The following is a 26,687-nucleotide window of genomic DNA, read 5'->3' as shown; positions in this document are numbered from 1 at the left end:
GCCCCGGGCCGCCCGGCGCTCACGCCGAGCCCCGGAAGTCCGGGCCCTCCACGACCAGCCCGGCCACCAGCGCCCCCGACATGCCCGCGTGCGGCAGCCCGCCGCCGGGATGCGACCAGCCGCCGGCCGTGAACAGCCCGCCGATCCCCGTGGTGTTGGCCGCGTGCAGCAGCCGCCCGCCCGCCGCCGCCAGGGCGGGCACCGGCACCGCGCCGCCCGCCGCGCCGGTCGCGGCGGCGATGTCGGCCGGGGTGCGGACCTCGTGCCACAGCAGCCGGTCGCGCAGCCCGGGCACCGCACGGGCGGCGGCGTCCACCAGCCGTTCGGCGTCCACCGCCGCGCCGGCCGGGACCACCGAGGTGAGCGTCACCGCCTCGTGGCCGGCGTCCGGGACCGACGCGGGGTCGTCGGGCCGCAGCACGGTCACCGTGGGCCGCTCGGGCGGGCCCGGCACGGACCCGAACAGGGCGTCCAACTCGGCCTCCCGGTCCGGCGCGTGCACCACCGTCCGGTGCGCCGTGCCCGGCGGACGGGAGCCCCGCAGCGCCAGCAGCACGGTCGCCCGGCTCGCCGCCGACCGCTGCGGCGCCGCGGGAGGCCCGTCCGCGGCGTGCACGGCCGCGCCGTCCACGAGGCCGTCGAGGACGCCCGGCGCCACCCCGGCGACCACGAAGTCCGCCTCCGCCTCGGCGCCGTCGGCCAGCCGCACCCCGGCCACCCGGCCGTCCCGCACCGCGATCCCCGCCACCTCGGCGTGGAAGCGGAACTCCACGCGCCGCTCCACGCACCGCTCGTAGACCGCCCGGGCCAGCTCCCGCAGCCCCCCGCGCACGTACCAGACGCCGAAGGCGTGCTCCATGTACGGCAGCACGGCCGCGTTGGCCGGGGCGGTGCGGGGGTCGAGGCCGTACGCCAGCGCGTGGCTCTCCAGGAGGGCGGCGAGCCGGGCGTCCCGCAGCTCCCACGCGCCGACCTCGGCGAGCGTGCCGGCCCGGCGGGTGCGCAGCAGCCGCTTGTGGGGGAGGGCGGGATAGGGCTCGCGCTCGGCGAGGACTCCCCAGTTCGGCCACAGCGGCTCCTCCAGGAGCGGCCGGCGGGTGCGGTCCCAGGTCTCCCGGGCCCGCACCAGGAAGCCGCCCCAGCGCTCACCGGCCGGCGCGCCGAGCGCCGCGTCGAGGGCGGCGACCACCCCGGCCCGCGAGGTGTCGGGCAGCGCCGCCTCGGAGCCGTCGGCGAAGACGTGCCGGGCCGAGGGGTCCGCCTGGACCAGCTCGACGCGGTCCTCCAGGGCCTGCTTGCCGGTCTTGACGAACAGGTCCCGCCAGACCGCGGGCAGCGGCAGCAGGCCGGGTCCGGTGTCGAAGCGGAACCCGTCGCGCTCGAAGCGGCGCACCGCGCCGCCGTAGGTCTCCGTCCGCTCGAACACCGTCACCCGGTGGCCCGCGACGGCCAGCCGGGCGGCGGCCGCCAGCGCGCCCATCCCGGCGCCGATCACCACAATCCGTGCCATGCGCAGGACTCTAACCGCCGGCCGCCGGCGCTCCCGCCCTGAGTATCCGTACCTAGAAGCACAGATGAGTACCCGCGCGGATGGGCTCCGACCTGCGCGGACGAGAGAGTGGGGGCACGGAGAAGGGCACGGCCGACGGCACCGGCGACACGGGGCGCCGGAACGGCGGCCGGCCCCGCTTCCCCGTCGGGACCCGCTCAAGGGCGCCCGCTCACCCGGCCCTGCAACAGCCGGGACAGCGCCGCGTGGACGTCGTCCAGGGAGCGCTCGGGCTGGAAGGACTGCCAGTCCAGCGCCGCCACCAGGACCATGCCGACCAGCGCGGCGGCGGTCAGCTGCACGTCGATCTCGTCGCTGAACTCCCCGCTCCCCACGCCGTCGCGCAGCACGCCCTCCACCACCGCGACGGCCTCCTGGCGGACCACCATCAAGGTGGACTGCCAGGCCCGGTTGGTGCGCCACAGCTCGGCCACGTAGAGCTGGGTGAAGGCCGGGTAGCGGTCGATGAAGACCAGGCCGGCCCGGACCATCGCGTCCAGCGCGTCGACCCGGCTGCCGCCCTCCCGCGCCGTCCGCTCCGCCGCCTCCCGCAGCGAGGCGGTGAGCAGGCCGACCCCGTGCCGCAGCAGCTCCTCGAAGAGCACCGACTTGCTGGCGAAGTTGTAGTAGACCGTGCCCTTCGCCACCCCGGCCCGCTCGGCGATCTCGTCGACCGTGGTGGCGGAGAAGCCCTGCTCGGCGATGAGGGTGACCGCCGCCTCGTAGAGCTTCTGCCGGGTGGCCTCGCGACGGCCGCCGCTGCTGCGTTCCATGGTCCCGATTCTCACAGCCGCGGCCCGCGCCGGCGTCACAGCGTCAGTTCCGGGTGCAGCCGGTCGAGCGTCCACACCTGCCGGCGGCGGGCCGACAGGGCGGTCAGGGCCAGGGCCGCCAGGGTGAACGCCGCCAGCACCGCGCAGGCCGGCCACACCGGCTCCAGGCCGCCGCCCGTGATCAGCCGGCGCAGCGCGACGACGACGTAGCTCATCGGCAGGAAGGGGTGGATGGCGTTGAAGAAGCCCGGGCTGGTCTGCACGGGGTACGTGCCGCCCGCCGAGGTCAGCTGGAGCATCAGCAGCGCCAGGACCAGGATCCGGCCGGCCGGCCCGAAGCGGGCGTTCAGCCACTGCACGACGGCCGTGAAGCAGGCCGTGACCAGCACCAGGAAGCCGATCGTGCCGGCCGCCCGGGTCATCTCCAGGCCGACCCCCCAGTGCAGCACCGCCATCAGGGCGGCCGTCTGGAGCACCCCGATCGCCAGCACCGGCAGCCAGCCCGCCAGCGCGATCCTCCAGGCCGAGGCGCCGGCCGCAAGGGCCCGCCGGTTCAGCGGCGCGATCAGCATGTACGCCACCATCGCGCCGACCCACAGGGAGAGCGGGATGAAGTACGGGGCGAAGCCGGTGCCGTAGTTGGGCGCCCGGTGCAGGTCGTGCGAGGCGAGGCGGACCGGGTCGGCCATCACGTCGGTGCGCCGGTCGCGGTCCTTCTTGTCGTAGTCGGGGATCTTCTCCGCGCCGTCGTGCAGCCCGCCGGCCAGCTCGCCCGAGCCGTCGGCCAGCTTGTACATGCCGCCGCTCAGGTCGTCGGCGCCGGTGTGCAGCTTGTCGACGCCCGCGTTCAGGTCCTTGGCTCCGGTCCTGGCGGTGCCGAGGCCGGTGTGCAGCTGCTTCGCGCCGTCGGCGACCTTTCCGGCGCCCTTGTCGAGGGCGTTGACCTTGGTGACGGCGTCGTCGAGGTCCTCCGACAGGTGCGGGGCGCGGTCGGCGAGGGTCTGGGCCTGCTTCTGGAGGGTGCCCAGGTCGGTGTCGAGCTTCGTCAGCTCCGCCTTGTGCTCGGTGACCAGGCCGCTGAGGTCGTCCGCGACCCCCGCGACGGTGCCCGCGGCGTCCTTCGCCTTCTCCAGGTCGGCGCAGGCGGCGTCCGGCACCGCCGGGTCGGCGCAGCGGGTGCGGTACACCGCCGCGAGGCGGTCCGCCTCCGCGTGGGCGTCCTTCGCGGCGGCCGGCGCCTGCTTCGTCAGCGTGCCGAGGTCCTCGCGGAGCTTCCCGGAGGAGTCGGCGACGAACTGGGCGGTGTCGCCGATCGCCTTCTCGTTGTCCGCCAGGAAGGGGCCCAGCCGCCCGGCGACCGCGTTGACCTTGTCGGCGAGCTGCCGGGTGCCGTCCGCGACCTTCCGGGAGCCGGTCTCCAGGTCGCCGGCGCCCTTGTCGAGCCTGCCGACGCCCTTGGACAGCCGGCCGCTGCCGGACTCGGCCTCCTTCAGGCCGGCCGCGAGGTCCTCGGAGCCCTTCTTCGCCTTGCCGATGCCGCCCGACAGCCGGTCGGCGCCCTTGGCGGCCTTCTCCGTCTCGCCGTGGATGTCGGAGAAGGAGATGAAGATCTTGTCCAGGAAGGACCGCGACGCCTTGCCGGACGCCGCCGTGCGCACCTCCGCGAAGACCGTCCGCGAGATCTGCCCGACGATGTAGTTGTTCGCGTCGTTCGTACGGACCTGGAGCGCGCCCGTCTCCGGAGCCTCCCCCGAACTGGAGGCGATGCGCCGGCTCAGGTCGGCGGGCATGGTGAGCGAGAGGTAGTAGCGGCCGTCCTCGACGCCCGCGCGGGCCTCGTCGGCGCTCACCTCGTGCCACTCGAAGGTCTTGCTGTCGCGCAGCCCCTTGGTGATGTCGTCGCCCGCGTGCAGCTTCTCCTTGCCCGCGGTCGCGCCCTTGTCGTCGTTGACCAGGGCCACCGGGACGCGGTCCAGGCGGCCGTAGGGGTCCCAGAACGACCACAGGTACAGGGCGCCGTAGAGCAGGGGGAGCAGCAGCAGCGCGGCCAGGGCGGCGCGCGGGAGCCGTCCCCGCCCGAAGCGCCTCAGCTCAAGCGCGGCCAGTTTCGGCGAGCGCATCGGCCGCCCCCTTCGCCTCGTCGTCGGACGTCTCGCCGTCCGGCCGGGTGGACACGGTGACCGCGGAAACGGACGCGGGGGCCTCGCCGCACACGGCCAGCACCGTGATGCCGGAGGCGGTGAGGGAGGCCAGCAGGGACCAGACCGCCTCCCGGTCGCCGTCCGCCAGCTTGAGGTCGGCGTCGTCCACGCCGAGCAGCCGGGGGCGGGCGAGCAGCGCGAGGGCGATCTCCAGCCGCAGCGCCTCGGTGCGCTCCAGGTCCCGCACGGCGGTGCGCGGCCCCTTGGGCAGCGCCTCCAGGTCCAGGCCCGCCGCGGTGAGCGAGCCGTCGATCAGCTCCCGGGAGGCGGCGGCGCGCTCGGCCCGGCCGCGCAGCAGCCCGCGTACGGGGCTCCCGAAGCGCCGCTGGAGCAGCGCCCGTTCGCGCAGGTGCTCGGCGACGGTCAGCGCGGGTTCGAGATCGGTGACGCCGGGTACGTGGGCCAACGCGCTGACCCGGCGCAGCTCCGCCGCCTGCCGGGGCAGCCGCAGCTCCCCGACCTCGGCGGTCCCCTCCGTCGGCTTCATCCGGCCGGTGAGCGCGAGCAGCAGGCAGGTGCGCCCCGAGCCGGACGGCCCCGTCACCGCGACCAGCGCGCCGGGCTCCGCGTCGACGTCGACGCCGCGGAACGCCCGGCCGCGCGGCCCCTTCAGCCCGAGGCCGCGCGCCGTCACGGCGAGTCCGGCCGGTGCGGACGGTTCCTCCACGGATCCCCACCCCCTGGGTACGCATACTTTTGAACTGACTGGTCAGTACAAAAGCTAACCCGAACGCGCGGTCGAGGCAAAACCGCAGGTCACAACGGATTGTCAGTGGCATACCGCACGATGTGCACATACGGCCACAGTGCCGTCACGGAGACGACAGGAGGATCGTCATGGCCCACTCGTCCGCAGCCGCCGCCCGGCGGCACCGCGCGTCCGGCCCTGCACCCTCACTGACCGGGCCCGCCACCGACGTGCACCCTGTGCTGCGCCGGTCCAGCGCCCCGCCCGCCGCCCTCGACCTGCTCGCCCAGGCCCGCGCGGGCCTGGAGGAGGCGTCCGCCCTGGAGACGCCGAACGAGCGCTATGCCACCGCCCACCTCGCCGCCCTGCGCACCGCCGCCGCGGTGCTCGCCGCCCGGGGCCGCCCCGAGACCACCCAGCGGGCCCGGGCCCGCATCCGCAGCGCCTGGGAGGTGCTGCCCGAGATCGCCCCGGAGCTGGCCGACTGGAGCGCCCTCTTCGCCGCCGGCGCCTCCCGCCGGGCCCGCGCCGAGGCCGGCATCCAGGGCGCGGCCGGGCGGCGGGACGCGGACGACCTGATACGCGACGTGGCGATGTTCCTGCGCCTGGTGGAGCGCATGCTGGTCCTCCAGCCGGCCCTGCCCCGCCCGCGCCCGGAGGGCGAGGCGTAGGGCGACGCGTTCCGGTGAGACGCCTGGTGAGACGCGTCGCCGGGCGGTGGGCCCGAGGCCATAGGGTGGGGGGCGCCCGAAGCCTGCCCCCGTCCGCACCGGGCCGGGGCGGCAGCCCGTTCGCTCCGCCCATGTCGCCGGCGGTGCCGCGCCGAGGAGTCAACTGCCGTGCCGGACCCGATGCGTCCCCGCGCCGCCCTCCGTACCGCCGTGGTCTGGGACGTCCTCCAGGACGCCCTGGACCGCCGGGCCAAGGCCACCGGCCGCCAGGCGCTCGACGTCCTGGACACCGGCGGCGGCAGCGGCAACTTCGCGGTGCCCGTCGCCCGGCTCGGCCACCGCGTCACCGTCGTCGACCCGAGCCCCAACGCGCTCTTCGCCCTGGAGCGCCGCGCCGCCGAGGCAGGCGTCGCCGACCGGGTGCGCGGCGTCCAGGGGGACGTGCACGGCCTGTTCGACGTGGTCGAGCCCGGCGGCCACGACGCGGTGCTCTGCCACGGTGTCCTGGAGTACGTGGACGACCCCGCCGAGGGCGTGCGCAACGTGGTCGCCGCGCTGCGCGCCGACGGCGTGCTCAGCCTGCTCGCCGCGGGCCTCGGCGGCGCCGTGCTCGCCCGCGCCCTCGCCGGGCACTTCAACGAGGCCCGGCAGGCCCTCACCGACCCGGACGGCCGCTGGGGCACCGGCGACCCGGTGCCGCGCCGGTTCACCGCGGCCCAGCTGACCGCGCTGGTCGAGGAGGCCGGGCTGCGGGTGGGCGCCGTGCACGGCGTGCGGGTCTTCGCCGACCTGGTGCCCGGGGTCCTGGTGGACACCGAGCCGGGCGCCATGGACGCGCTGCTCCGCCTGGAGGCCGCCGCGGCGGAGCTCGACGCCTTCCACTCCGTCGCCACCCAGCTGCACGTGCTCGGTGAGACGCGGGGGGCCGACGGGGCCTGAGCCACCCCATGAGGCAACGCCCTGATCAGCGGCGCTGCCGCAGATGGAGTACGCCACAGGCCCCCCGAACTCCGCCCGGGCGCCGTATGATCGGAGGAGACCGCCCGGCATGACGGGTCGGCCGCCGGGGAAAGTGAATCCCAGCGAGCCGGCGCGGCTTTGACGGAGTCCGGTTGGCCAATTGGGCAGAGGGGCGGGTTTCACGGGGGCGATTCCCTGCCTATCCTGAAGGGACCCCTGGGTCGCCCCGGCGACTGCACGATGAGGAGGACTCCGTGCCGCTCTCGGAGCACGAGCAGCGCATGCTCGAGCAGATGGAGCGAGCGCTGTACGCCGAAGATCCCAAGTTCGCGACAGCGCTCGAGGGAAGCGGGCTGCGTACGTACACCCGGCGACGGGTCTACCAGGCGGTCGCGGGCTTCCTCGTCGGTATTGCGCTCCTCATGGCCGGAATGGTCGCCAAGCAGGTGTGGCTCAGCGTCGTGGGCTTCCTCGTCATGCTGGGCTGCGCGGTGCTCGCGGTCACCGGTTGGCGCAAGGCCCCCAAGCCGGGCGAGCAGCCGGCCGCCGGCGCGGGACCGCAGGCGCGCCGCCAGGTGCGGCAGAAGCGCTCCGTGATGGACCGCATCGAGCAGCGCTGGCAGCGCCGCCGGGACGAGCAGCAGGGCCAGTAACCCGCTCGGAGCACCCGGCCGTCAGAACTTTGCCGCGAGGGGCGGCCACCGACACCGGTGGCCGCCCCTTCGCCATGCACCCGCCCCCGGCGGGGCCGACTTGGACGGGCCCGGCCCCTTGCGCGGACGCCGCGTCACCCGGCCTGCCCTGCCCGACCGGCGCCCCGTCGTCCCTTGACCCGGCGCAGGCACGAGGCCGCTGGGGCCGACGGCCCGAGGTCGCGCGTCCCCGGTCGGGTGGGTCAGCCCCGCTGGCCCGACGGTTTCCGCAGGGTCGGCCTCAGGGCGGTGGCGCGCTGTCTGAGGGCCGTCCAGCGGGCCGACACCGCCCAGGCCACCCGTCCGGCCGAACGCGGGGCGAGCAGTGCGCGCAGTCTCCGGGCGCGGCCCAACGGGGCCCGCAGACCGGCGCTCGCGCGGCGGACGTCCGCCGCGAGGCCGGCGACGGGGCGGGGCCGAGGGGCGTAGAGGACCTGCTCCACCGCGTCCGCCAGCCGATGCACCGAGGCCCCGGCCGCCGGGTCGAGGCGGCCCAGGCGGACGACGCGGTGCGCCGCCGCGCGCGGGGTGAGGGAGTCGTCCGGCGGGATGCCCAGGTCCCAGGCCGTGTCCGTCAGCTCCTGCCAGGCCGCCAGGACGTGCGCGGCGACATCGGCCTCGCCCCGGCCGTGCGCCCGGAGGCGCAGTGCCCGGACCCGCAGCCGCCACAGTAGCGGGGCCAGCAGGAGGACCAGGGCCACGAGGCCGGCCGCTGTCCAACCCGCCACCTCGTACCACCGGGGTCCACCGCCACCGGTCACCGGCGCCGCCGCCGCGGACTCGCTCTCGCACGCCCCGGGCTCGCGCCGCTCCGCCGGGCAGCTGTCACTGGCCGACGGGGCCGCCGAGGGCACCGCCTCCGGGTTCCGGGACGGCAGGGCCGGGTCCGGGACCGCGCTGCCGGGCGTGTCCGGGAGCGTGTACGGCGGGGTCGAGCCGCGCGTCGGCGTCGGCTCGAAGCGGGTCCAGCCCACGCCCTCGAAGTACACCTCCGGCCACGCGTGCGCGTCCCGCAGCGTCACCGACACCGACCCGTCCCCCTGCGGGGCGCCCGGCGCGAAGCCGACCGCGACCCGGGCGGGCATGCCCAGGGAGCGGGCCATGGCCGCCATGGCGAAGGAGAAGTGGACGCAGAAGCCCTCCTTGTCCTTCAGGAAGGTGGCGATCGCCTGCGACCCGCTGCCCACCTTGACCTGCGTGTCGTACCGGAAGCCGCCGTCGACCGCGAAGTAGTTCTGGAGCGCCACCGCCTGCTCGTAGGGGTTCGACGCGCCCGCCGTGACCTCGCGGGCGGTGCGCGAGACCACCTCGGGCAGCGAGCGGGGCAGCTCGGTGTACTCCCGGCGCACCGACTCTGGGGGCCGCGGCGCCGCGGCGAGCTGCGCCGCCGTCGGCCGCACGTCCAGGCTGCGCACGTCGTAGGCGAGCCCGCGGGTGTTCTGCCCGTGGTCGCCGACCACGGTCATGCCCTCCGGCTCGTAACGCCACTTGCCCGGGAGCCGGACGCCGCTCGGCGGATACGGCATGGGCAGCCAGTCCTGGGCGTACCAGTCCGCCGCCCTGATCGCGGTGAACCGCTCCTCGCGGGCCACCTCGGGGCCGAGGCCGGCCGGTCCTGGGAAGCCGTCCTCCGGTACGGAGGTGACGTGCCGCTTGGACGGCTTCCAGGTGGTGCCGTCGAAGTCGTCCAGGGACACGATGCGCAGATACAGGTCGCTCGCGTTCCCGGACGACGCCCGCACCGACAGCACCTCGCGGTCCTCGTCGGTGTTGAGGCTGTCGCGGAGCGAGACCAGCGGGTTCACCGCGGAGATGGTGCCCCCGCCCCCGCCGCCCGAGCCGCCCCCCGTGCCCGCGCCGTCGAGCAGGCCGCCGTCCATCGCGGGCAGCGCCAGCGGCAGCAGCAGGGCCACGCCCACCGCGAAGACGCCGATGCGCCGCCCGGCCCGGACCGGGGCGACCGCGCCGCCCGACCCGCCGCCCGGACCTGGCGGGGCGCCGCCGAAGACCCGGCCCCACTGCGCGAGCCGGTCGCGGCCCTCGGCCAGCAGCAGCATCAGATAGCCGCCCGCCGCGGTCAGGAACCACAGCCAGTCGGTGCCGCTCCGGGACAGCCCGGCGGCCACCGAGTACAGCGCGAGCAGCGGCAGCCCGGCCGGGGCGGCGCCGCGGAAGGTCACCGCCATCGTGTCCACCAGCAGGCCGACCACCAGCACGCCGCCGACCAGCATCAGCCGGATGCCGTCCGACTCCAGCGGCGCCGGTATCGCGTACCGCGCGATGTCGTCGCCGCCCTGGCTCAGCAGGTCGGCGAGGTGCCGGAGGGCCCGCGGGCCCGGGAACAGCCCGGCGAGGGCCTGCTGCCGGGCGAAGACCAGCGTCAGCAGCACCAGCGCCACCACGGCCTGCGCGGCGACGGTCAGCCACCTCGCCAGCGGCACCCGGCGGGCCGCCATGCCCACCCCGGACTGCACCGCCAGCAGGAAGGCGGCCTCGAAGATCCAGGTGGCCGGGTCGACCAGCGGCAGCAGCGCGCACGCCGTCAGCAGGGTGGCCGCCCACGCGCACAGCGCCAGCCGCGCCAGCCCGCTCACGCCGCCCCCGCCCCGGCGCCGCCCGCCCCGTCGCCGACCGGGCCGCCGCCCGCCGCCGCGAGGCCGCCGCGCTCCCGGTCGGCCTGGCGCCACAGCTCGCCCAGCGGGATGTGCCGGGGCACCGCCAGCGCCGTCCAGCCCGCCTCGCGCAGCAGCCGCAGGCTCTCCGTCGGGTCCGCCGCCAGGGCCCCCGGCACGTCGGAGGGCTCCCGCAGCCACGCCGCGCTGTCCAGGACGAAGGCGACCGCGGCCCCGCTGCGCTGCCGCATCCGGGCGGCCACCGCGGCCTGCTCCTCGTCCAGGTCGCCGAAGAACGCCACCAGCAACCCCTCGTTCCCGCCGCGCAGCACGTCGTACGCGCGCGACAGGCCGATCTCGTCGGAGTGGTCGATCACCGCGAGGGTGTCCATCATCAGCCCGGCCGCGTCCGCCGCCGCCTGGCCCATGCCCTGGAAGCCGTCGCCTCCCTCGCCCGGCACCGCGTCCCCGCCGTCGGTGAGCAGCCGGACGGTGAAGCCCCGCTCCAGCATGTGCGCCAGCACCGACGCCGCGCCCGACACCGCCCACTCGAAGGGCGAGCCCGGGCCCGAGCCGTCGTAGGCCACCACCCGGGTGTCGAGCAGCACCGTGCACCGGGCGCGCCGGGGCTGCTCCTCGCGCCGCACCATCAGCTCGCCGTACCGCGCGGTGGAGCGCCAGTGCACGCGGCGCAGGTCGTCGCCGTGCCGGTACCCGCGCGGGATGACGTCGTCCTCGCCGGCCAGCGCCAGGGAGCGCTGCCGCCCGTCGCCGTACCCCTGCGCCTCGCCGGCCAGCCGGATCGGGGGGAGCGGCTCGGTGCGCGGGACGACGGTGAGGCTGTCGTACGCGGAGAAGGAGCGGGTCAGCTCGCACATCCCGAACGGGTCGGTCAGGCGCAGCTGGAGCGGGCCGAGGGGATAGCGGCCGCGCAGATCGGAGCGGACCCGGTAGGAGACCTCGCGGCTGCCGCCCGGCTCCACCCGGTCCAGGACGAATCGGGGGCGCGGCCCGAGGACGTAGGGCACCCGGTCCTGGAGCATCAGCAGGCCGGTGGGGAGCCGGGAGACGTTGTCCACGCGCAGCTCGACCCGGGCCTCGCCGCCGGCCGGCACCCGGGCGGGGGAGAGCCGGCGGCTGCCGGCCACCCGGTGCCGGGTGCGGTGCAGCACCAGCGCGCAGGCCGGCGGCAGCACGCTCAGCAGCAGCCCGACCCGGAGCAGGCCGCTCTGCCCGAGGACGTACGCGCAGATCGCGGCGGCGATGCCGGCGGCCAGGAAGGACCGGCCGCGGGTGGTCAGGCCGGCCAGCGCGACGCGGACACCCCCGCCCTCCTCCGGCTCCGGTTCCCGGCCGGTCCCCCCGGCGCCCATCACAGCCTCCGCGGCGGCTGTGTGCCGTACCCGGTCGGGGCGCCGGACAGGCCGAGGCCGGGTTGCTGGGCGGGCGCGGCGGGCACCGGGGTGCGCTGGAGGATCTCCTGGACGACCTGCTCGGCGGTGCGGCGGTTCAGCTGGGCCTGGGCGGTGGGCAGCAGCCGGTGGGCGAGGACGGCGACGGCGAGGGCCTGCACGTCGTCCGGCAGCGCGTACTCCCGGCCGCTCAGGGCGGCCGAGGCCTTCGCCGCGCGCAGCAGGTGCAGGGTGGCGCGCGGGGAGGCGCCCAGTCTGAGGTCGGGGTGGGTGCGGGTGGCGGCGACCAGGTCCACCGCATAGCGCCGGACCGGATCGGCCACGTGCACGCCGCGGACCGCCTCGACCAGCTTGAGGATCTCGTGCGCGTGCGCCACCGGCTGGAGGTCGTCCAGCGGGCTGACCCCGCCGTGCGTGTCCAGCATCCGCAGCTCGGCGTCCGGGCTGGGATAGCCGATGGAGACCCGGGCCATGAAGCGGTCGCGCTGGGCCTCCGGCAGCGGGTAGGTGCCCTCCATCTCGACCGGGTTCTGCGTGGCCACCACCATGAAGGGGGCGGGCAGTTCGTACGACTGCCCGTCGATGGTGACCTGGCGCTCCTCCATCGACTCCAGGAGCGCGGACTGCGTCTTCGGCGAGGCGCGGTTGATCTCGTCGCCGATCACCACCTGGGCGAAGATCGCGCCCGGCTTGAACTCGAAGTCGGCGCGCTGCTGGTCCCAGATGGAGACGCCGGTGATGTCCGAGGGCAGCAGGTCCGGCGTGAACTGGATGCGCCGCACCGAGCAGTCGATGGACCGCGCCAGCGCCTTGGCCAGCATGGTCTTGCCGACGCCGGGCACGTCCTCGATCAGCAGATGCCCCTCGGCGAGCAGCACCGTCAGCGAGAGCCGTACGACCTCGGGCTTGCCCTCGATCACGCTCTCCACCGACCCGCGCACCCGCTCGACCACGGCGGTCAGATCTGTGAGGCTCGCTCGATCGTCATAGGTCGTCACCCGGCCCTCCTCGGCCCTTGCCCCGCGCTCTGTGGGAATCACGGATGACGCGCGGAGAAAGTTCCGCGCGACACCGCTTCCCCGCATTCTTGCCGCCGTTACCGATTCGTGTCACTCGCCTGTGGACAACTGCTCTCGATATGTCGGGGCTTGCGTCCTTTGCGATCACGCGGGGGACACCGGGCGGTCAGGCGGGGGCGACCTCGCGCAGCAGGCCGGTCTTCACGTCGAACACGAATCCGCGCACGTCGTCGGTGTGCAGGAGGAACGGCGAGGTGCGCACGCGCGCGATCGACTGCCGCACGTCCTGGTCCACGTCGCGGAAGGACTCCACCGCCCACACCGGGCGCTGGCCGACCTCCAGCTCCAGGTCGTGCCGGAACTCCTCGGTGAGGGTCTCCATGCCGCAGCCCGTGTGGTGGATGAGGACCACGCTGCGGGTGCCGAGCGCGCGCTGGCTGATGGTGAGGGAGCGGATCACGTCGTCGGTGACCACGCCGCCCGCGTTGCGGATGGTGTGGCAGTCGCCGAGCGCCAGGCCCAGCGCGGCGTGCAGGTCGAGGCGGGCGTCCATGCAGGCCACCACGGCGACGCGCTGGACGGGCCTGGCGTCCATGCCGGGGTCGGTGAAGTCGGCGGCGTAGCGCTCGTTGGCGGCAACCAGCTGGTCGGTGACGGTGTCCTCGCCGGTTATGGCGGACCCGGAGCCGGCGGGAACCGATGCAGAAGTCGTCATATCCCTGACGTTACTGGTCACCGCCGGGGCGGGCCCGCTGTGAAGAGGGACAAAGAAGCCCATCGCGCGCTGTTGTGAGCCACTCCACAGCGGGCGCGGAAGCCGCCGTTCGGGTGATGTGCGGCGCGCGAGCCCTCCCCGCGCTCCGGCGCCCGCGACGCGCAGGCCGGTTGATTGACCGGGCGACACGGTGGACTAAAGTGACGCGAAGCGCGACGCCCCGCCAGATCTCCCCCCGTGCGCGGCGCGTACGTACATCACGAGCGAGCGGGAGCGGACCCGGCGGTGCGCGCGCCGCGCCGGACCTGAGAGGCCGCCCCACTTGAGTCAGAGCCGACACGTCCCCGTGATGCTCCAGCGGTGCCTGGACCTGCTCGCGCCCGCGCTGACGGAGCCGGGAGCCGTGGTCGTGGACTGCACACTGGGACTCGGCGGGCACAGCGAGGCGCTGCTCGCCCGCTTCCCCGAGGCCCGTCTCGTCGCCCTGGACCGCGACAAGGAGGCCCTGCGGCTGTCCGGCGAACGGCTCGCCCCCTACGGCGAACGGGCCACCCTGGTCCACGCCGTCTACGACGAGCTGCCCGACGTCCTCGACCGGCTCGGCCTCCCGCACGTCCAGGGCGTCCTGTTCGACCTCGGCGTCTCCTCCATGCAGCTCGACGAGGCCGACCGCGGCTTCGCCTACGCCCAGGACGCGCCCCTCGACATGCGGATGGACCAGAGCACCGGCGTCAGCGCCGCGGAGGTGCTCAACACCTACCCGCCCGGCGAACTGGTGCGCATCCTGCGCGCGTACGGCGAGGAGAAGCAGGCCAAGCGGATCGTGTCGGCGGTCGTGCGCGAGCGCGAGAAGGAGCCGTTCGACCGCAGCGCCCGGCTGGTCGAGCTGATCCGCGCCGCGCTGCCGCAGGCCGCCAAGCGCACCGGCGGCAACCCGGCCAAGCGCACCTTCCAGGCCCTGCGCATCGAGGTCAACGGCGAACTCGCCGTCCTGGAGCGGGCGATCCCGGCCGCCGTGAAGGGGCTCGCGGTCGGCGGACGGATCGCGGTGCTGTCGTACCACTCGCTGGAGGACCGGCTGGTGAAGCAGGTGTTCGCGGCCGGCGCCGCCAATACGGCGCCGCCCGGGCTGCCGGTGGTGCCCGAACAGTACGCGCCCCGGCTCAAGCTGCTCACCCGCGGTGCCGAACTTCCCACCGAGGAGGAGATCGCCGAGAACCGGCGAGCCGCTCCGGCACGGCTGCGCGGCGCGCAGCGCATCAGGGAGGACATCGGGTGAACGAGGCCAGGCACGGACGCGAGCGGCGGACCCGTGCCGAGGGGAGGGCGCGTGGGTAGGACACCCGGACCGCGAGCCGGCGGTGCGACAGCCTCCGGCGCTTCCGGGCCCGGCGCTCCCGGTTCCGGCATTTCCGGTTCCGGCGTTCCTGGTTCCGGCACTCCCGGTCCCGTCCTGTCGGGTTCGGCCGCGCCCGGCCCCGGAGCCCCCTGCTCCGGTGCGCCCGGGCGACGTCGGGCGGGCGAGGCCGGACCGGGTCGTGGTCGGCGAGGCCGTGCCGAGGGGAGGGCGTGTGGGTAGGACACCCGGACCGCGAGCCGGCGGTGCCTCCAATTCCGGCGCTTCCGGTTCCCGCGGTCCCGGTTCCGGTGCGTCAGGATCCGGCTCCCCCCGCCCCGGCGCCCCGCGAACCGGCGCCCCCCGAACCGGCACTCCCCGCCCCGGCACCCCGAGACCCGCCCCCGCCGCACCGCGCCCCGGCGCCCCCCGGCCCGGCGCGTCCGAGTTGCGCGGGCGGGCCGCGCGGCTGGCGCGGCTGTTGCCGCCCGGGGGCGGGCAGGCCGCCCGCGCCCCCTTCGTGCTGCTCGTCGTCCTGCTGCTCGGCGGCGGGCTCATCTGCCTGCTGATGCTGAACTCCGCGCTCAGCGAGGGCTCCTTCCAGCTGGACGACCTCAAGCAGGAGACCAAGGGCCTCACCGACGAGGAGCAGGCCCTCCAGCGGGACATCGACGCCTACTCCGCCCCCCGCGCCCTCCAGCGCCGCGCCCGCGAGCTGGGCATGGTGCCCGGCGGCGACCCCGCCTTCCTCGCCCCCGACGGCACCGTCAAGGGCTCGCCGAGCCCCGCCGCGCCCGCCGCCGCCCCGCTGGTCCTCGCCCCCGAGGCGCTGACCGCGCCCACCGCCTCACCCGTACTCACCCCCGCCCCGACCCCGACCACCGGAGGGTGACGGAAGTGTCCGACAGGGAAGCGCCGCACCGCCGCGTGCCCGGCCCCGCCCGGCCCGTCCGCTCCGGCGGCCGGCGTCCCCCAGGGCCCGGCGCCCGGCCGGCCCGCCGCCCCGGCCCGCCGCCACGGGGCGCCGCGCCCCGCGTCATCCGGCTGGGCAGCCCCCGCCCCCGGCTGCGCCTGATCGCCGTCGCGCTGACCCTGGTGCTCCTCGCGTTCGTCGTCCGGCTGCTCCAGGTGCAGGCCGTCGACGCCGGCACCTACACCGCCAAGGCCGAGCTGAACCGCTACGTCGTGCACACCCTGGCCGCCGAGCGCGGCGGCATCACCGACCGCAACGGCGTCGCGCTCGCCACCACCGTGGACGCCTACGACATCACCGCCGACCCCACGATGTTCACGCGGGAGCGGCTGAAGACCGGCGACGGCCCCGAGCAGGCCGCCGCCCTCCTCGCGCCGATCCTCGGCGAGGACCAGGACGACCTGGTCGCCCGGCTCCGCCCGAAGAACACGGAGCTGCGCTACGTCCGCCTCGCCCAGCGGCAGACCCCGCAGGTCTGGAACCAGATCAAGGACCTGAAGAAGGCGCTCACCGCCAAGGCCGAGTCCGACCCGAAGGCGGCCAACGTCCTGGCCGGCGTCTTCGCCGACCCCAGCAACAAGCGGATCTACCCCGGCGGCGACCTCGCGGCCGGCATCCTCGGCTGGGTCTCCGCCGACGGCAAGGGCGGCGGCGGCCTGGAGCGCCAGCTGGAGGGGACGCTGGCCGGCAAGGACGGCAAGATCCGCTACGCCCAGTCCGGCGGCCGGCAGGTGCCCACCGCGGGCAGCACGGAGACGCCCGCCGTGCCCGGCAGCGACGTCGAGCTGACCATCGACCGCGACATCCAGTGGGCCGCGCAGGACGCCATCAGCCGGCAGGTGGCCGACTCCGGGGCGGACGAGGGCTACGTCATCGTCCAGGACACCCGCACCGGCGAGATCCTCGCCATGGCCGACTCGCCCGGCTTCGACCCCGGCGACCTCGCCCACGCCGACCCCACCGCCCTCGGCAACGGCGCCCTCCAGGACGCCTACGAGCCCGGCTCCACCGCCAAGGTGATGTCGATGGCCGCCGTCCTGGAGGAGAACGTCGCCACGCCCGGCACGCACGTCGTCGTCCCCAACCGGCTGCACCGCGGCGACCGGCTCTTCAAGGACGACGTCGACCACGCCACCTGGAACCTCACCCTGAACGGCGTCCTCGCCAAGTCCAGCAACATCGGGACCATCCTGGCCACCGGCCAACTCGGCAAGACCCAGCGCGAGGCCAACCAGGTCCTCTACTCCTACCTGCGCAAGTTCGGCATCGGCGGCTACAGCGGCCTCGGCTTCCCCGGCGAGACCAAGGGCATCCTCGCGCCCCCGCAGCAGTGGTCCACCTCGCAGCAGTACACGATCCCCTTCGGCCAGGGCGTCTCCCTCAACGCCCTCCAGGCGGCCTCCGTGTACTCCACCATCGCCAACGGCGGCCTGCGCACCGCCCCCACCCTGGTGCGCGGCACCAGGGGCGCCGACGGCGGCTTCACCAAGGCCCCCGAGCCCGACAAGCGCCGGGTCGTCAGCGCGAAGACCGCCAAGACCCTCGCCCAGATGCTGGAGTCCGTGGTCGACGACGAGCAGGGCACCGGCACCAAGGCCCGCATCCCCGGCTACCGGGTGGCCGGCAAGACCGGCACGGCCAACCGGGTGGATCCGGCCACCGGCAAGTACCACGGCTACACCTCGTCCTTCGCCGGTTTCGCCCCGGCCGACCAGCCCCGCGTCACCGTCTACTGCGCCATCCAGAACGCCACCCGGGGCAGCCACTTCGGCGGCCAGATCTGCGGCCCGGTCTACAAGCAGGTCATGGAGTTCGCCCTCAAGACCCTCCAGGTCCCCCCGACCGGCGCGCCGCCCGCGAGACTCCCGGTCGACTTCACGTCGTGACCGCGTCCCGACCCGCGCCGAGCCCCCAGGAACCACCCGTACCGAACCCTCAGGACCACGCGTGACGACGATCACCCCCGACCCCGGGAACCGGGGCGGACCCCGCCCCTCGCTTCGCCCGCAGCCCGGTGCGCCCGGTACGCTCACCGCCGTGCCACACGCTGATCAGTCCCGAACCACCCAGAAGGGCCACCCCGTGACCTACCCGGGACCGCCCCGGCCGGTGCAGAACCCCGCCACCCCCCTCGCGGCCCTCGCCGATCAGCTGGGCGTCACCGCCCCCGGCGGCGACGCCTCGGTCACCGGCATCACCCACGACTCGCGCGCCGTGCGCCCCGGCGACCTGTACGCCGCCCTGCCCGGCGCCCGCGCCCACGGCGCCGACTTCGTCACCCAGGCCGCCGGCCTCGGCGCCGCCGCCGTGCTGACCGACCCGGCCGGCGCCGCGCGCGTCGCCGACGCGGGGCTGCCCGCCCTGGTCGTGGCCGACCCGCGGGCCCGGATGGGGGAGCTGGCCGCCACGATCTACGGCCACCCAGGCCGCGACCTGCTCCAGATCGGCATCACCGGCACCTCCGGCAAGACCACCACCGCCTACCTGGTCGAGGGCGGCCTGCGCACCGCGAAGTCCACCGGCCTGATCGGCACCGTGGAGATGCGCATCGGCGACGAGCGCATCAAGTCCGAGCGCACCACCCCCGAGGCCACCGACCTCCAGGCCCTCTTCGCGGTGATGCGCGAACGCGGCACCGAGGCGGTCGCCATGGAGGTCTCCAGCCACGCCCTGGTGCTGGGCCGGGTCGACGCCTGCGTCTTCGACGTCGCCGTCTTCACCAACCTCAGCCCGGAGCACATGGAGTTCCACTCCGGCATGGAGGACTACTTCCAGGCCAAGGCCCAGCTGTTCACCCCGCTGCGCAGCAAGCTCGGTGTGGTCAACACCGACGACGAGTGGGGACGCCGGCTCGCCAACGAGGCCACCGTCCCGGTCGTCACCTACTCCGCCGAGGGCCACCCGGACGCCGACTGGCGCGCCGAGGACGTCACCGTCGGCCCGCTGGACTCCACGTTCACCGCGGTCGGCCCCAAGGGCGAGCGGATCTCCGCCACCTCCCCGCTGGCCGGCCCGTTCAACGTGGCCAACACCCTCGCCGCGATCGTCGCCCTGGCCGTCGCCGGGCTCGACCCGCAGACCGCCGCCGACGGCGTCGCCGCCGTGCCCGGCGTGCCGGGACGCCTGGAGCGCGTCGACGAGGGCCAGGAGTACCTCGCGGTGGTCGACTACGCCCACAAGACCGACGCCGTCGAGTCGGTGCTGCGGGCCCTGCGCAAGGTCACCGAGGGGCGGCTGCACATCGTCCTCGGCTGCGGCGGCGACCGGGACACCACCAAGCGCGAGCCGATGGGCGCCGCGGCGGCCCGGCTCGCCGACACCGCCGTACTGACCTCCGACAACCCCCGCTCCGAGGACCCCCTCGCGATCCTCGCCACCATGCTCCAGGGCGCGGCCTCAGTGCCCGCCCACGAGCGCGGCGAGGTCCAGGTGTTCGAGGACCGGGCCGCGGCCGTCGCCGCCGCCGTCGCCCGGGCCGAGCCCGGCGACACCGTCCTGGTGGCGGGCAAGGGCCATGAGCAGGGCCAGGACATCGCCGGGGTGGTCCGCCCCTTCGACGACCGCCAGGTACTGCGCGAAGCCATCCGGAACACCCACCCGAAGACCCGGGGATGACGACCCGGAAGACCCAGGGGATGAACTTGTGATCGCCCTCTCCCTCGCCGAGATCGCAGAAGTCGTCGGCGGGCAGATGCACGACATACCGGACGCGTCCGTCGAGGTCACCGGGCCGGTCGTCCGGGACTCCCGGGAGGCCGGGCCCGGCGCCCTGTTCGTCGCCTTCGTCGGCGAGCGGGTGGACGGCCACGACTTCGCCGAGGCCGTCGTGGCCGCGGGCGCGGCGGCCGTGCTCGGCTCCCGCCCCGTCGGCGTGCCCGCGATCGTCGTGGACGACGTCCAGGCGGCCCTCGGCGCCCTCGCCCGGCACGTCGTCGAGCGGCTCGGCACCACCCTGGTGGCGCTGACCGGCTCGGCCGGCAAGACCAGTACCAAGGACCTGATCGCCCAGGTACTCGGCCGCAAGGGACCCACGGTGTTCACGCCGGGCTCGCTCAACAACGAGATCGGGCTGCCGCTCACCGCGCTCACCGCCACCGCCGAGACGAAGTTCCTGGTGCTGGAGATGGGCGCCCGCGGCATCGGCCACATCCGCTACCTCTGCGAGCTGACCCCGCCCCGGATCGGCCTCGTGCTGAACGTGGGCAGCGCCCACATCGGCGAGTTCGGCGGCCGGGAGCAGATCGCCCAGGCCAAGGGCGAGATGGTCGAAGCGCTGCCGGGCGAGGCGGACGGCGGCATCGCGGTCCTCAACGCCGACGACGCCCTGGTCCGCGCCATGGCCTCCCGCACCAAGGCCAAGGTGACGCTGTTCGGGGAGTCCGACGAAGCGGACGTACGCGCCGAGAACGTGCGACTCACGGACACCGGACAGCCCTCGTTCCGGCTTCACACACCCTCCGGTGCAAGCGATGTGACCATGCGCCTGTACGGTGAGCACCACGTGTCGAACGCGCTCGCCGCGGCCGCCGTCGCCCACGAGTTGGGCATGTCCACGGACGAGATCGCCACCGCGCTCTGCGAGGCGGGCTCCCTCTCCCGCTGGCGGATGGAGGTCACCGAGCGCCCGGACGGCGTGACGGTCGTCAACGACGCCTACAACGCGAACCCCGAGTCCATGAAGGCCGCGCTCCGCGCGTTGGTGGCCATGGGCAAGGGACGCCGTACGTGGGCGGTGCTCGGCCAGATGGCCGAGCTGGGGGACGAGGCGCTCGCCGAGCACGACGCGGTCGGGCGGCTCGCCGTCCGGCTCAACGTCAGCAAGCTCGTCGCGGTCGGCGGCAGGGAAGCCGCCTGGCTGCAACTGGGCGCTTACAACGAGGGTTCGTGGGGTGAGGAGTCGGTGCACGTGTCCGACGCACAGGCGGCGGTCGACCTGTTGCGCAGCGAGCTGCGCCCGGGAGACGTCGTCCTCGTGAAGGCGTCCCGTTCGGTGGGTCTGGAGCGCGTCGCCTCGGCGCTGCTGGAGACCGGCACCGAAGGCGAGGTCGCCGCCCGATGATGAAGCAGATCCTGTTCTCGGGAGTCATCGGCCTCTTCCTCACGCTGGTCGGCACCCCGCTGCTGATCAAGCTCCTCGCCCGCAAGGGCTACGGCCAGTACATCCGGGACGACGGCCCGCGCGAGCACGCCAGCAAGCGCGGTACGCCGACCATGGGCGGCATCGCCTTCATCCTGGCCACCGTCGTCGCCTACTTCCTGGCCAAGGTGATCACGGGATACCTGGACGACGAGGCCGACACCTCCCCGACCTACTCGGGTCTGCTGGTCCTCGGCCTGATGGTCGGCATGGGCCTGGTCGGCTTCCTCGACGACTACATCAAGATCGTCAAACGGCGCTCGCTCGGCCTGCGGGCCAAGGCCAAGATGGCCGGCCAGCTGACCGTCGGCATCGGATTCGCCGTCCTGTCCCTGCAGTTCGCGGACAACCGCGGCAACACCCCGGCCTCCACCAAGCTGTCGTTCATCACCGACTTCGGCTGGACCATCGGCCCGGTGCTGTTCGTGGTGTGGGCGCTGTTCATGATCCTCGCCATGTCCAACGGCGTGAACCTCACCGACGGCCTGGACGGCCTGGCCACCGGCGCCTCCGTCCTGGTCTTCGGCGCCTACACCTTCATCGGCGTCTGGCAGTTCCAGGAGTCCTGCGCCAACGCGCAGACCCTCACCAACCCGGGCGCCTGCTACCAGGTGCGCGACCCGCTCGACCTGGCGGTGGTGGCCTCCGCGCTGATGGGCGCGTGCCTGGGCTTCCTGTGGTGGAACACCTCGCCGGCCAAGATCTTCATGGGCGACACCGGCTCCCTCGCCCTCGGCGGCGTGCTGGCGGGCCTCGCGATCTGCTCGCGCACCGAGCTCCTCATGGCCATCCTCGGCGGCCTGTTCGTCCTCATCACCATGTCGGTGGTCATCCAGGTCGGCTCCTTCCGGATGACCGGCAAGCGGGTCTTCCGGATGGCACCCTTGCAGCACCACTTCGAACTCAAAGGCTGGTCCGAGGTCCTTGTCGTGGTCCGCTTCTGGATCATCCAGGGCATCTGCGTGATCGTCGGCCTCGGCCTCTTCTACGCGGGATGGGCAGCGGACAAGTGACCTCCTCGGCGCTCTCGGAACTCAACGGCAAGCACGTCACCGTCGCCGGTCTCGGCGTCTCCGGCGTGCCCGCCGCCAAGGTCCTCACCGGCCTCGGCGCGCGCGTCACGGTCGTCAACGACGGCGACGACGAGCGGGCCCGCGCGCAGGCCGCGGAGCTGACCGCGCTCGGCGTCACCGTGCGCCTGGGCGACGGCGCGACCCTGCCCGAGGGCACCGACCTGATCGTCACCGCGCCCGGCTGGCAGCCGGACAAGCCGCTGTTCACCGCGGCCCGCGCGGCCGGCGTGCCCATCTGGGGCGACGTGGAGCTGGCCTGGCGGCTGCGCGGCCCGGACGCCGCGCCCTGGCTGGCGGTCACCGGCACCAACGGCAAGACCACCACCGTCCAGATGCTCGCCTCGATCCTGAAGGCCGCGGGCCTGCGCACCGCCGCCGTCGGCAACATCGGCGTCTCCCTGCTCGACGCGGTCACCGGCGAGGAGCGGTACGACGTCCTCGCGGTGGAGCTGTCCAGCTACCAGCTGCACTGGGCGCCCTCGCTGCGTGCCCACTCCGCGACCGTCCTCAACCTCGCCCCCGACCACCTCGACTGGCACGGCTCGATGGAGGCGTACGCCGCCGACAAGGGCCGGATCTACGAGGGCAACCAGGTCGCCTGCGTCTACAACGTGGCCGACAAGGCGACCGAGGACCTGGTCCGCGAGGCCGACGTCGAGGAGGGCTGCCGCGCCGTCGGCTTCACCCTCGGCACCCCCGGGCCCTCCCAACTCGGCGTCGTGAACGGCCTGCTGGTCGACCGCGCCTTCGTCGAGAACCGGCAGAAGAACGCCCAGGAGCTGGCCGAGGTCGCCGACGTGCAGCCGCCCGCGCCGCACAACATCGCCAACGCCCTGGCCGCCGCCGCCCTGGCCCGCGCCTACGGCGTCCCCGCGAGCGCCGTGCGCGACGGGCTGCGCGCCTTCCGCCCCGACGCCCACCGCATCGCGCACGTCGCGGACGTCGACGGGGTGGCCTACGTGGACGACTCCAAGGCGACCAACACCCACGCCACCGCCGCCTCGTTGGCGGCCTACGAGGGAATCGTCTGGATCGCCGGCGGCCTCGCCAAGGGCGCGACCTTCGACGAGCTGGTGGCCGGTGCCGCGGGGCGGCTGCGCGGGGCGGTGCTGATCGGCGCCGACCGCGCCCTGATCCGGGAAGCCCTGGCGCGACACGCCCCGGAGGTCCCGGTGGTCGACCTCGACCGGACCGACACTGGGGCGATGCTCCAGGCCGTCCAGGAGGCTCGGCGGCTCGCCCGGCCAGGCGACACGGTGCTGCTGGCCCCCGCCTGCGCTTCCATGGACATGTTCACCAACTACAACCAGCGTGGTGACGCGTTCGCGCAGGCCGTTCGCGAACTCGGCGCCTGACCCGGCCGCCTGCGCCGGGCGACCTCGGGAGGGACGCGTGGGACGGTCCAAGCCGACGTACACCGGAGGCCCTGATGCCCGGTAGCCGCACCGGACGTCCGCCCGTGGCGCGGGCCGCCGGCCGACCCGCCGCACCGCGGCCGACCGGGCAGAACCCCCTCGTCCGCCACTACACCCGGCTGCGCCGCGCCTGGGACCGGCCGCTGACCGCGTACTACCTGATCCTCGGCGGCAGCTTGCTGATCACCGTGCTCGGCCTGGTGATGGTCTACTCGGCCTCCCAGATCACAGCGCTCCAGCTGTCCCTGCCCGGCTCGTTCTTCTTCCGCAAGCAGGCGCTCGCCGCGCTGATCGGCGCCGGGCTGCTGGCCGTCGCCATGCGGATGCCGGTGAAGCTGCACCGGGCGCTTGCCTATCCGATCCTGGCCGGGGCCGTCTTCATGATGATCCTGGTCCAGGTGCCGGGGATAGGGATGGCGGTCAACGGCAACCAGAACTGGATCTCGCTCGGCGGCTCCTTCCAGATCCAGCCCAGCGAGTTCGGCAAGCTCGCCCTGGTGCTGTGGGGCGCCGACCTGCTTGCCCGCAAGCAGGACAAGAAGCTGCTGACCCAGTGGAAGCACATGCTGGTCCCGCTGGTCCCGGCCGCCTTCATGCTGCTCGGGCTGATCATGATCGGCGGCGACATGGGCACCGCGATCATCCTCACCGCGATCCTCTTCGGCCTGCTCTGGCTGGCCGGCGCCCCCACCCGGCTGTTCGCCGGCACCCTGTCGGTGGCCGCGCTGCTCGGTGTGATCCTCATCAAGACCAGCCCCAACCGGATGGCCCGCCTCGGCTGCCTCGGCGCCACCGACCCCGGCCCCGGCGACTCCTGCTGGCAGGCCGTGCACGGCATCTACGCCCTCGCCTCGGGCGGACTCTTCGGCTCCGGGCTCGGCGCGAGTGTGGAGAAATGGGGCCAACTGCCCGAGGCGCACACCGACTTCATCTTCGCCGTCACCGGCGAGGAACTGGGCCTGGCGGGGACGCTGTCGGTGCTCGCCCTCTTCGCCGCTCTAGGCTATGCGGGTATCCGCGTGGCCGGACGCACGGAGGACCCCTTCGTGAGGTACGCCGCGGGAGGTGTGACCACCTGGATCACGGCCCAGGCCGTGATCAACATCGGCGCGGTCCTCGGACTGCTGCCGATCGCCGGCGTCCCCCTCCCGCTGTTCTCCTACGGGGGATCCGCCCTGCTGCCGACCATGTTCGCCATCGGGCTGCTGATCGCGTTCGCGCGCGACGAGCCCGGTGCGCGGGCGGCGCTTGCGCTGCGGCAACCTCGCTTTGGTAGAAAGCGGGGAACCGGGGGCACCGGGTCCAAGGGGAGCCCCCGGAGTTGGAACACGATGCGACGGCGCGCCTCGGCGGCGCGTACGTCCGGAGAGCGGTGAATTTCGGTGCATGTCGTACTCGCCGGCGGAGGAACCGCGGGCCACATCGAGCCCGCGCTCGCCCTCGCGGACGCCCTGCGCAGGCAGGATCCGACCGTGGGGATCACGGCCCTGGGCACGGAGCGCGGTCTGGAGACCCGCCTGGTGCCCGAGCGCGGCTACGAGCTGGCGCTGATCCCGGCCGTGCCGCTGCCGCGCAAGCCCACGCCCGAACTGATCACCGTGCCGGGCCGGCTGCGCGGCACCATCAAGGCGGCCGAGCAGATCCTGGAGCGCACCAAGGCGGACGCCGTGGCCGGCTTCGGCGGCTACGTGGCGCTGCCCGCCTACCTCGCGGCCAAGCGGCTCGGCGTGCCGATCGTGGTCCACGAGGCCAACGCCCGCCCCGGCCTGGCCAACAAGATCGGCTCGCGGTACGCGGCCCAGGTCGCCGTCTCCACCCCCGACAGCAAGCTGCGGGGCTCCCGCTACATCGGCATCCCGCTGCGCCGCTCCATCGCCACCCTGGACCGCGCCGCCGCCCGCCCCGAGGCCCGCGCCCTGTTCGGTCTCGACCCGAACCTGCCGACGCTCCTGGTGACCGGCGGCTCGCAGGGCGCCCGCCGCCTCAACGAGGTGATCCAGCAGGTCGCGCCCTGGCTCCAGCAGGCCGGCATCCAGATCCTGCACGCGGTGGGCCCGAAGAACGAACTGCCGCAGGTGCACCAGATGCCCGGCATGCCCCCCTACATCCCGGTAAGTTACCTGGACCGGATGGACCTCGCGTACGCCGCGGCCGACATGATGCTCTGCCGCGCGGGCGCGATGACCGTCGCCGAACTCTCCGCCGTCGGACTCCCGGCCGCCTACGTCCCGCTGCCCATCGGCAACGGCGAACAGCGGCTCAACGCCCAGCCGGTGGTCAAGGCCGGCGGCGGACTGCTGGTCGACGACGCGGAACTGACGCCCGACTGGGTGCAGCAGCAGGTGCTGCCGGTGCTCGCCGACCCGCACCGGCTGTACGAGATGTCCCGCGCCGCCGCCGAGTTCGGCCGCCGGGACGCCGACGAACTGCTCGTCGGCATGGTGTACGAGGCGATCTCCGCCCGTGCGCACCGCTAGACGCGTCTGAGAGAAGGCAGGGAGCGTGGCCGGACCGACCGCCGCCGAGCGCGGGGAAGCCCAGCAGGAGTCGTCCGGCCCGCCCCGCGCGGGACGCTTCCGGCGCCCCCGCCTCCGTACGATCATCCTCTCGTCGGCCGGGCTCGTGCTGGCCGGCGCGGGCACCGTCTGGCTGCTCTACGGCTCCAGTTGGCTCCAGGCCGAGCAGGTGTCCGTCTCCGGGACCCGGGAGCTGACGCCCGCGCAGGTGCGGGAGGCCGCGGACGTGCCCCTCGGAGACCCGCTCGTCTCCGTCGACACCGGCGCGATCGAGGCCCGCCTGGCCCGGAAACTGCCGCGCATTGACGAGGTGCGCGTGGAGCGGTCCTGGCCGCACGGCGTGACGGTGAAGGTCACGGAGCGCACCGCCGTGCTGGTGGTGCGCAAGGGCGGCCGGTACGTCGAAGTCGACGACGAGGGTGTGCGGTTCGCCACCGTCTCCCGGGCCCCCAAGGGCGTGCCCGCGCTGGAACTGACGCCCGCCCGCTCGGGGTCGGCCGCGGCGAGCCTGCGCCGCTTCGGCGAGGACCGGCTGGTGCGCGAGGCGGTCCGGGTGGCGGGCGGCGTGCCGAAGGCGGTCGCGCACCGCACCCGGGTCGTCAAGGTCCGTACCTACGACGACATCTCGCTGGAGCTGAGCGACCGGCGCACCGTGGCGTGGGGGAGCGGCGAACATGCCGCGGGCAAGGGCCGCGCGTTGACCGCCCTGATGAAAGCCTCCCCACGCGCACGGCACTTCGACGTGAGCGTCCCCACCGCCCCCGCGTCATCGGCGAGTTGACGGACATACGTGCAGGTCAGCACCCTGGTTGGGCACCGCTACGGCTGATCACATAGGGTGAAAAGAAAAACGGGAGGTTCGGCGTGTTCGTTGAACGCGCGCCACTTGTCGACTTAGTGTCCTGTTCAGAAGACTCCAAGGAACAGACACACTGGTAACCCTAA

At 74.4% G+C, this 26,687-nt stretch carries 21 protein-coding genes; 13 read left to right on the top strand and 8 right to left on the bottom strand.

The features are described 5' to 3' along the window. Positions 1-19: 19 nt before the first annotated feature. The 4 genes from ACGFZL_RS22035 to ACGFZL_RS22020 form a co-directional block, all read right to left on the bottom strand. Positions 20-1,510: a phytoene desaturase family protein gene (locus tag ACGFZL_RS22035; RefSeq protein WP_393693996.1), complete on the bottom strand. Its 1,491-nt coding sequence runs from the start codon at positions 1,508-1,510 to the stop codon at positions 20-22. Positions 1,511-1,707: 197 nt separating this feature from the next. Then, positions 1,708-2,322, bottom strand: a complete 615-nt coding sequence (locus ACGFZL_RS22030; RefSeq protein ID WP_393693994.1) for a TetR/AcrR family transcriptional regulator — start codon at positions 2,320-2,322, stop codon at positions 1,708-1,710. A gap of 35 nt (positions 2,323-2,357) precedes the next feature. Beyond that, the gene (locus ACGFZL_RS22025) at positions 2,358-4,442 is read right to left on the bottom strand and encodes a YhgE/Pip family protein (protein ID WP_393693992.1); all 2,085 of its coding nucleotides are present in this window, start codon (positions 4,440-4,442) and stop codon (positions 2,358-2,360) included. Then, positions 4,414-5,190: an ATP-binding cassette domain-containing protein gene (locus ACGFZL_RS22020; RefSeq protein WP_393693990.1), complete on the bottom strand. Its 777-nt coding sequence runs from the start codon at positions 5,188-5,190 to the stop codon at positions 4,414-4,416. The genes ACGFZL_RS22025 and ACGFZL_RS22020 overlap by 29 nt, the downstream gene beginning before the upstream one ends. A gap of 170 nt (positions 5,191-5,360) precedes the next feature. Between ACGFZL_RS22020 and ACGFZL_RS22015 the strand changes: the two genes are divergently transcribed. From ACGFZL_RS22015 to ACGFZL_RS22005, 3 genes are all read left to right on the top strand, one after another. Next, complete coding sequence (locus ACGFZL_RS22015) at positions 5,361-5,882, top strand: SAV_6107 family HEPN domain-containing protein (RefSeq protein WP_355167031.1); 522 nt, start codon at positions 5,361-5,363, stop codon at positions 5,880-5,882. Between the two features lie 168 nt (positions 5,883-6,050). Further along, positions 6,051-6,821: a methyltransferase gene (locus ACGFZL_RS22010; protein ID WP_355167033.1), complete on the top strand. Its 771-nt coding sequence runs from the start codon at positions 6,051-6,053 to the stop codon at positions 6,819-6,821. Between the two features lie 275 nt (positions 6,822-7,096). Next, entirely contained in the window at positions 7,097-7,495 is a 399-nt protein-coding gene (locus ACGFZL_RS22005; protein ID WP_393693987.1) for a DUF3040 domain-containing protein, read from the top strand. 242 nt (positions 7,496-7,737) lie between these two features. On the opposite strand, the gene ACGFZL_RS22000 is transcribed toward ACGFZL_RS22005, so the two are convergent. The 4 genes from ACGFZL_RS22000 to ACGFZL_RS21985 form a co-directional block, all read right to left on the bottom strand. After that, entirely contained in the window at positions 7,738-10,128 is a 2,391-nt protein-coding gene (locus tag ACGFZL_RS22000) for a DUF3488 and DUF4129 domain-containing transglutaminase family protein (protein ID WP_393693985.1), read from the bottom strand. Beyond that, a complete protein-coding gene (locus ACGFZL_RS21995; RefSeq protein ID WP_355167039.1) occupies positions 10,125-11,519 on the bottom strand; it encodes a DUF58 domain-containing protein in 1,395 nt (464 codons plus the stop codon). Before ACGFZL_RS21995 ends, ACGFZL_RS22000 begins: the two co-directional genes overlap by 4 nt. After that, positions 11,519-12,556, bottom strand: a complete 1,038-nt coding sequence (locus ACGFZL_RS21990; RefSeq protein WP_393693983.1) for an AAA family ATPase — start codon at positions 12,554-12,556, stop codon at positions 11,519-11,521. The genes ACGFZL_RS21995 and ACGFZL_RS21990 overlap by 1 nt, the downstream gene beginning before the upstream one ends. 187 nt (positions 12,557-12,743) lie before the next feature. Continuing rightward, complete coding sequence (locus ACGFZL_RS21985; protein WP_393693981.1) at positions 12,744-13,292, bottom strand: beta-class carbonic anhydrase; 549 nt, start codon at positions 13,290-13,292, stop codon at positions 12,744-12,746. 322 nt (positions 13,293-13,614) lie between these two features. Between ACGFZL_RS21985 and rsmH the strand changes: the two genes are divergently transcribed. The 10 genes from rsmH (at position 13,615) to ACGFZL_RS21935 (ending at position 26,523) form a co-directional block, all read left to right on the top strand. Further along, on the top strand, positions 13,615-14,571 hold the full coding sequence (gene rsmH, locus ACGFZL_RS21980; RefSeq protein WP_355167045.1) for a 16S rRNA (cytosine(1402)-N(4))-methyltransferase RsmH: 957 nt from the start codon (positions 13,615-13,617) through the stop codon (positions 14,569-14,571). Between the two features lie 538 nt (positions 14,572-15,109). After that, positions 15,110-15,520: a hypothetical protein gene (locus ACGFZL_RS21975; protein WP_355167047.1), complete on the top strand. Its 411-nt coding sequence runs from the start codon at positions 15,110-15,112 to the stop codon at positions 15,518-15,520. Beyond that, entirely contained in the window at positions 15,517-17,487 is a 1,971-nt protein-coding gene (locus tag ACGFZL_RS21970; protein WP_393693978.1) for a peptidoglycan D,D-transpeptidase FtsI family protein, read from the top strand. Before ACGFZL_RS21975 ends, ACGFZL_RS21970 begins: the two co-directional genes overlap by 4 nt. Positions 17,488-17,683: 196 nt before the next feature. Then, positions 17,684-19,216, top strand: coding sequence for a UDP-N-acetylmuramoyl-L-alanyl-D-glutamate--2,6-diaminopimelate ligase (locus ACGFZL_RS21965; RefSeq protein ID WP_355167192.1), 1,533 nt, complete (start codon positions 17,684-17,686; stop codon positions 19,214-19,216). Positions 19,217-19,244: 28 nt separating this feature from the next. Then, positions 19,245-20,660: a UDP-N-acetylmuramoyl-tripeptide--D-alanyl-D-alanine ligase gene (gene murF, locus ACGFZL_RS21960; protein ID WP_393693976.1), complete on the top strand. Its 1,416-nt coding sequence runs from the start codon at positions 19,245-19,247 to the stop codon at positions 20,658-20,660. Beyond that, a complete protein-coding gene (gene mraY / locus ACGFZL_RS21955; RefSeq protein WP_355167194.1) occupies positions 20,660-21,751 on the top strand; it encodes a phospho-N-acetylmuramoyl-pentapeptide-transferase in 1,092 nt (363 codons plus the stop codon). The genes murF and mraY overlap by 1 nt, the downstream gene beginning before the upstream one ends. Then, complete coding sequence (gene murD / locus ACGFZL_RS21950; RefSeq protein WP_393693974.1) at positions 21,733-23,166, top strand: UDP-N-acetylmuramoyl-L-alanine--D-glutamate ligase; 1,434 nt, start codon at positions 21,733-21,735, stop codon at positions 23,164-23,166. The genes mraY and murD overlap by 19 nt, the downstream gene beginning before the upstream one ends. 74 nt (positions 23,167-23,240) lie before the next feature. Next, positions 23,241-24,602, top strand: a complete 1,362-nt coding sequence (gene ftsW / locus ACGFZL_RS21945; RefSeq protein WP_393693972.1) for a putative lipid II flippase FtsW — start codon at positions 23,241-23,243, stop codon at positions 24,600-24,602. Between the two features lie 6 nt (positions 24,603-24,608). Then, the gene (gene murG / locus ACGFZL_RS21940) at positions 24,609-25,703 is read left to right on the top strand and encodes an undecaprenyldiphospho-muramoylpentapeptide beta-N-acetylglucosaminyltransferase (RefSeq protein ID WP_393693970.1); all 1,095 of its coding nucleotides are present in this window, start codon (positions 24,609-24,611) and stop codon (positions 25,701-25,703) included. A gap of 25 nt (positions 25,704-25,728) precedes the next feature. Beyond that, entirely contained in the window at positions 25,729-26,523 is a 795-nt protein-coding gene (locus tag ACGFZL_RS21935) for a cell division protein FtsQ/DivIB (protein ID WP_393693968.1), read from the top strand. Positions 26,524-26,687: the final 164 nt, after the last annotated feature.

Origin of the sequence: Streptomyces sp. NPDC048182 (genome assembly GCF_043202555.1) — a bacterium.
GTDB lineage: Bacteria > Actinomycetota > Actinomycetes > Streptomycetales > Streptomycetaceae > Streptomyces.
This window is presented reverse-complemented; position numbering and strand designations above follow the sequence as displayed.

What these genes read in the sequence shown, in the direction of transcription:
- ACGFZL_RS22035 (WP_393693996.1), bottom strand. Translation starts at nt 1,510, where the DNA reads ATGGCACGGATTGTGGTGATCGGCGCCGGGATGGGCGCGCTGGCGGCC.
- ACGFZL_RS22030 (WP_393693994.1), bottom strand. Translation starts at nt 2,322, where the DNA reads ATGGAACGCAGCAGCGGCGGCCGTCGCGAGGCCACCCGGCAGAAGCTC.
- ACGFZL_RS22025 (WP_393693992.1), bottom strand. Translation starts at nt 4,442, where the DNA reads ATGCGCTCGCCGAAACTGGCCGCGCTTGAGCTGAGGCGCTTCGGGCGG.
- ACGFZL_RS22015 (WP_355167031.1), top strand. Translation starts at nt 5,361, where the DNA reads ATGGCCCACTCGTCCGCAGCCGCCGCCCGGCGGCACCGCGCGTCCGGC.
- ACGFZL_RS21995 (WP_355167039.1), bottom strand. Translation starts at nt 11,519, where the DNA reads ATGGGCGCCGGGGGGACCGGCCGGGAACCGGAGCCGGAGGAGGGCGGG.
- ACGFZL_RS21985 (WP_393693981.1), bottom strand. Translation starts at nt 13,292, where the DNA reads ATGACGACTTCTGCATCGGTTCCCGCCGGCTCCGGGTCCGCCATAACC.
- mraY (WP_355167194.1), top strand. Translation starts at nt 20,660, where the DNA reads ATGAAGCAGATCCTGTTCTCGGGAGTCATCGGCCTCTTCCTCACGCTG.
- murD (WP_393693974.1), top strand. Translation starts at nt 21,733, where the DNA reads ATGGGCAGCGGACAAGTGACCTCCTCGGCGCTCTCGGAACTCAACGGC.
- ftsW (WP_393693972.1), top strand. Translation starts at nt 23,241, where the DNA reads ATGCCCGGTAGCCGCACCGGACGTCCGCCCGTGGCGCGGGCCGCCGGC.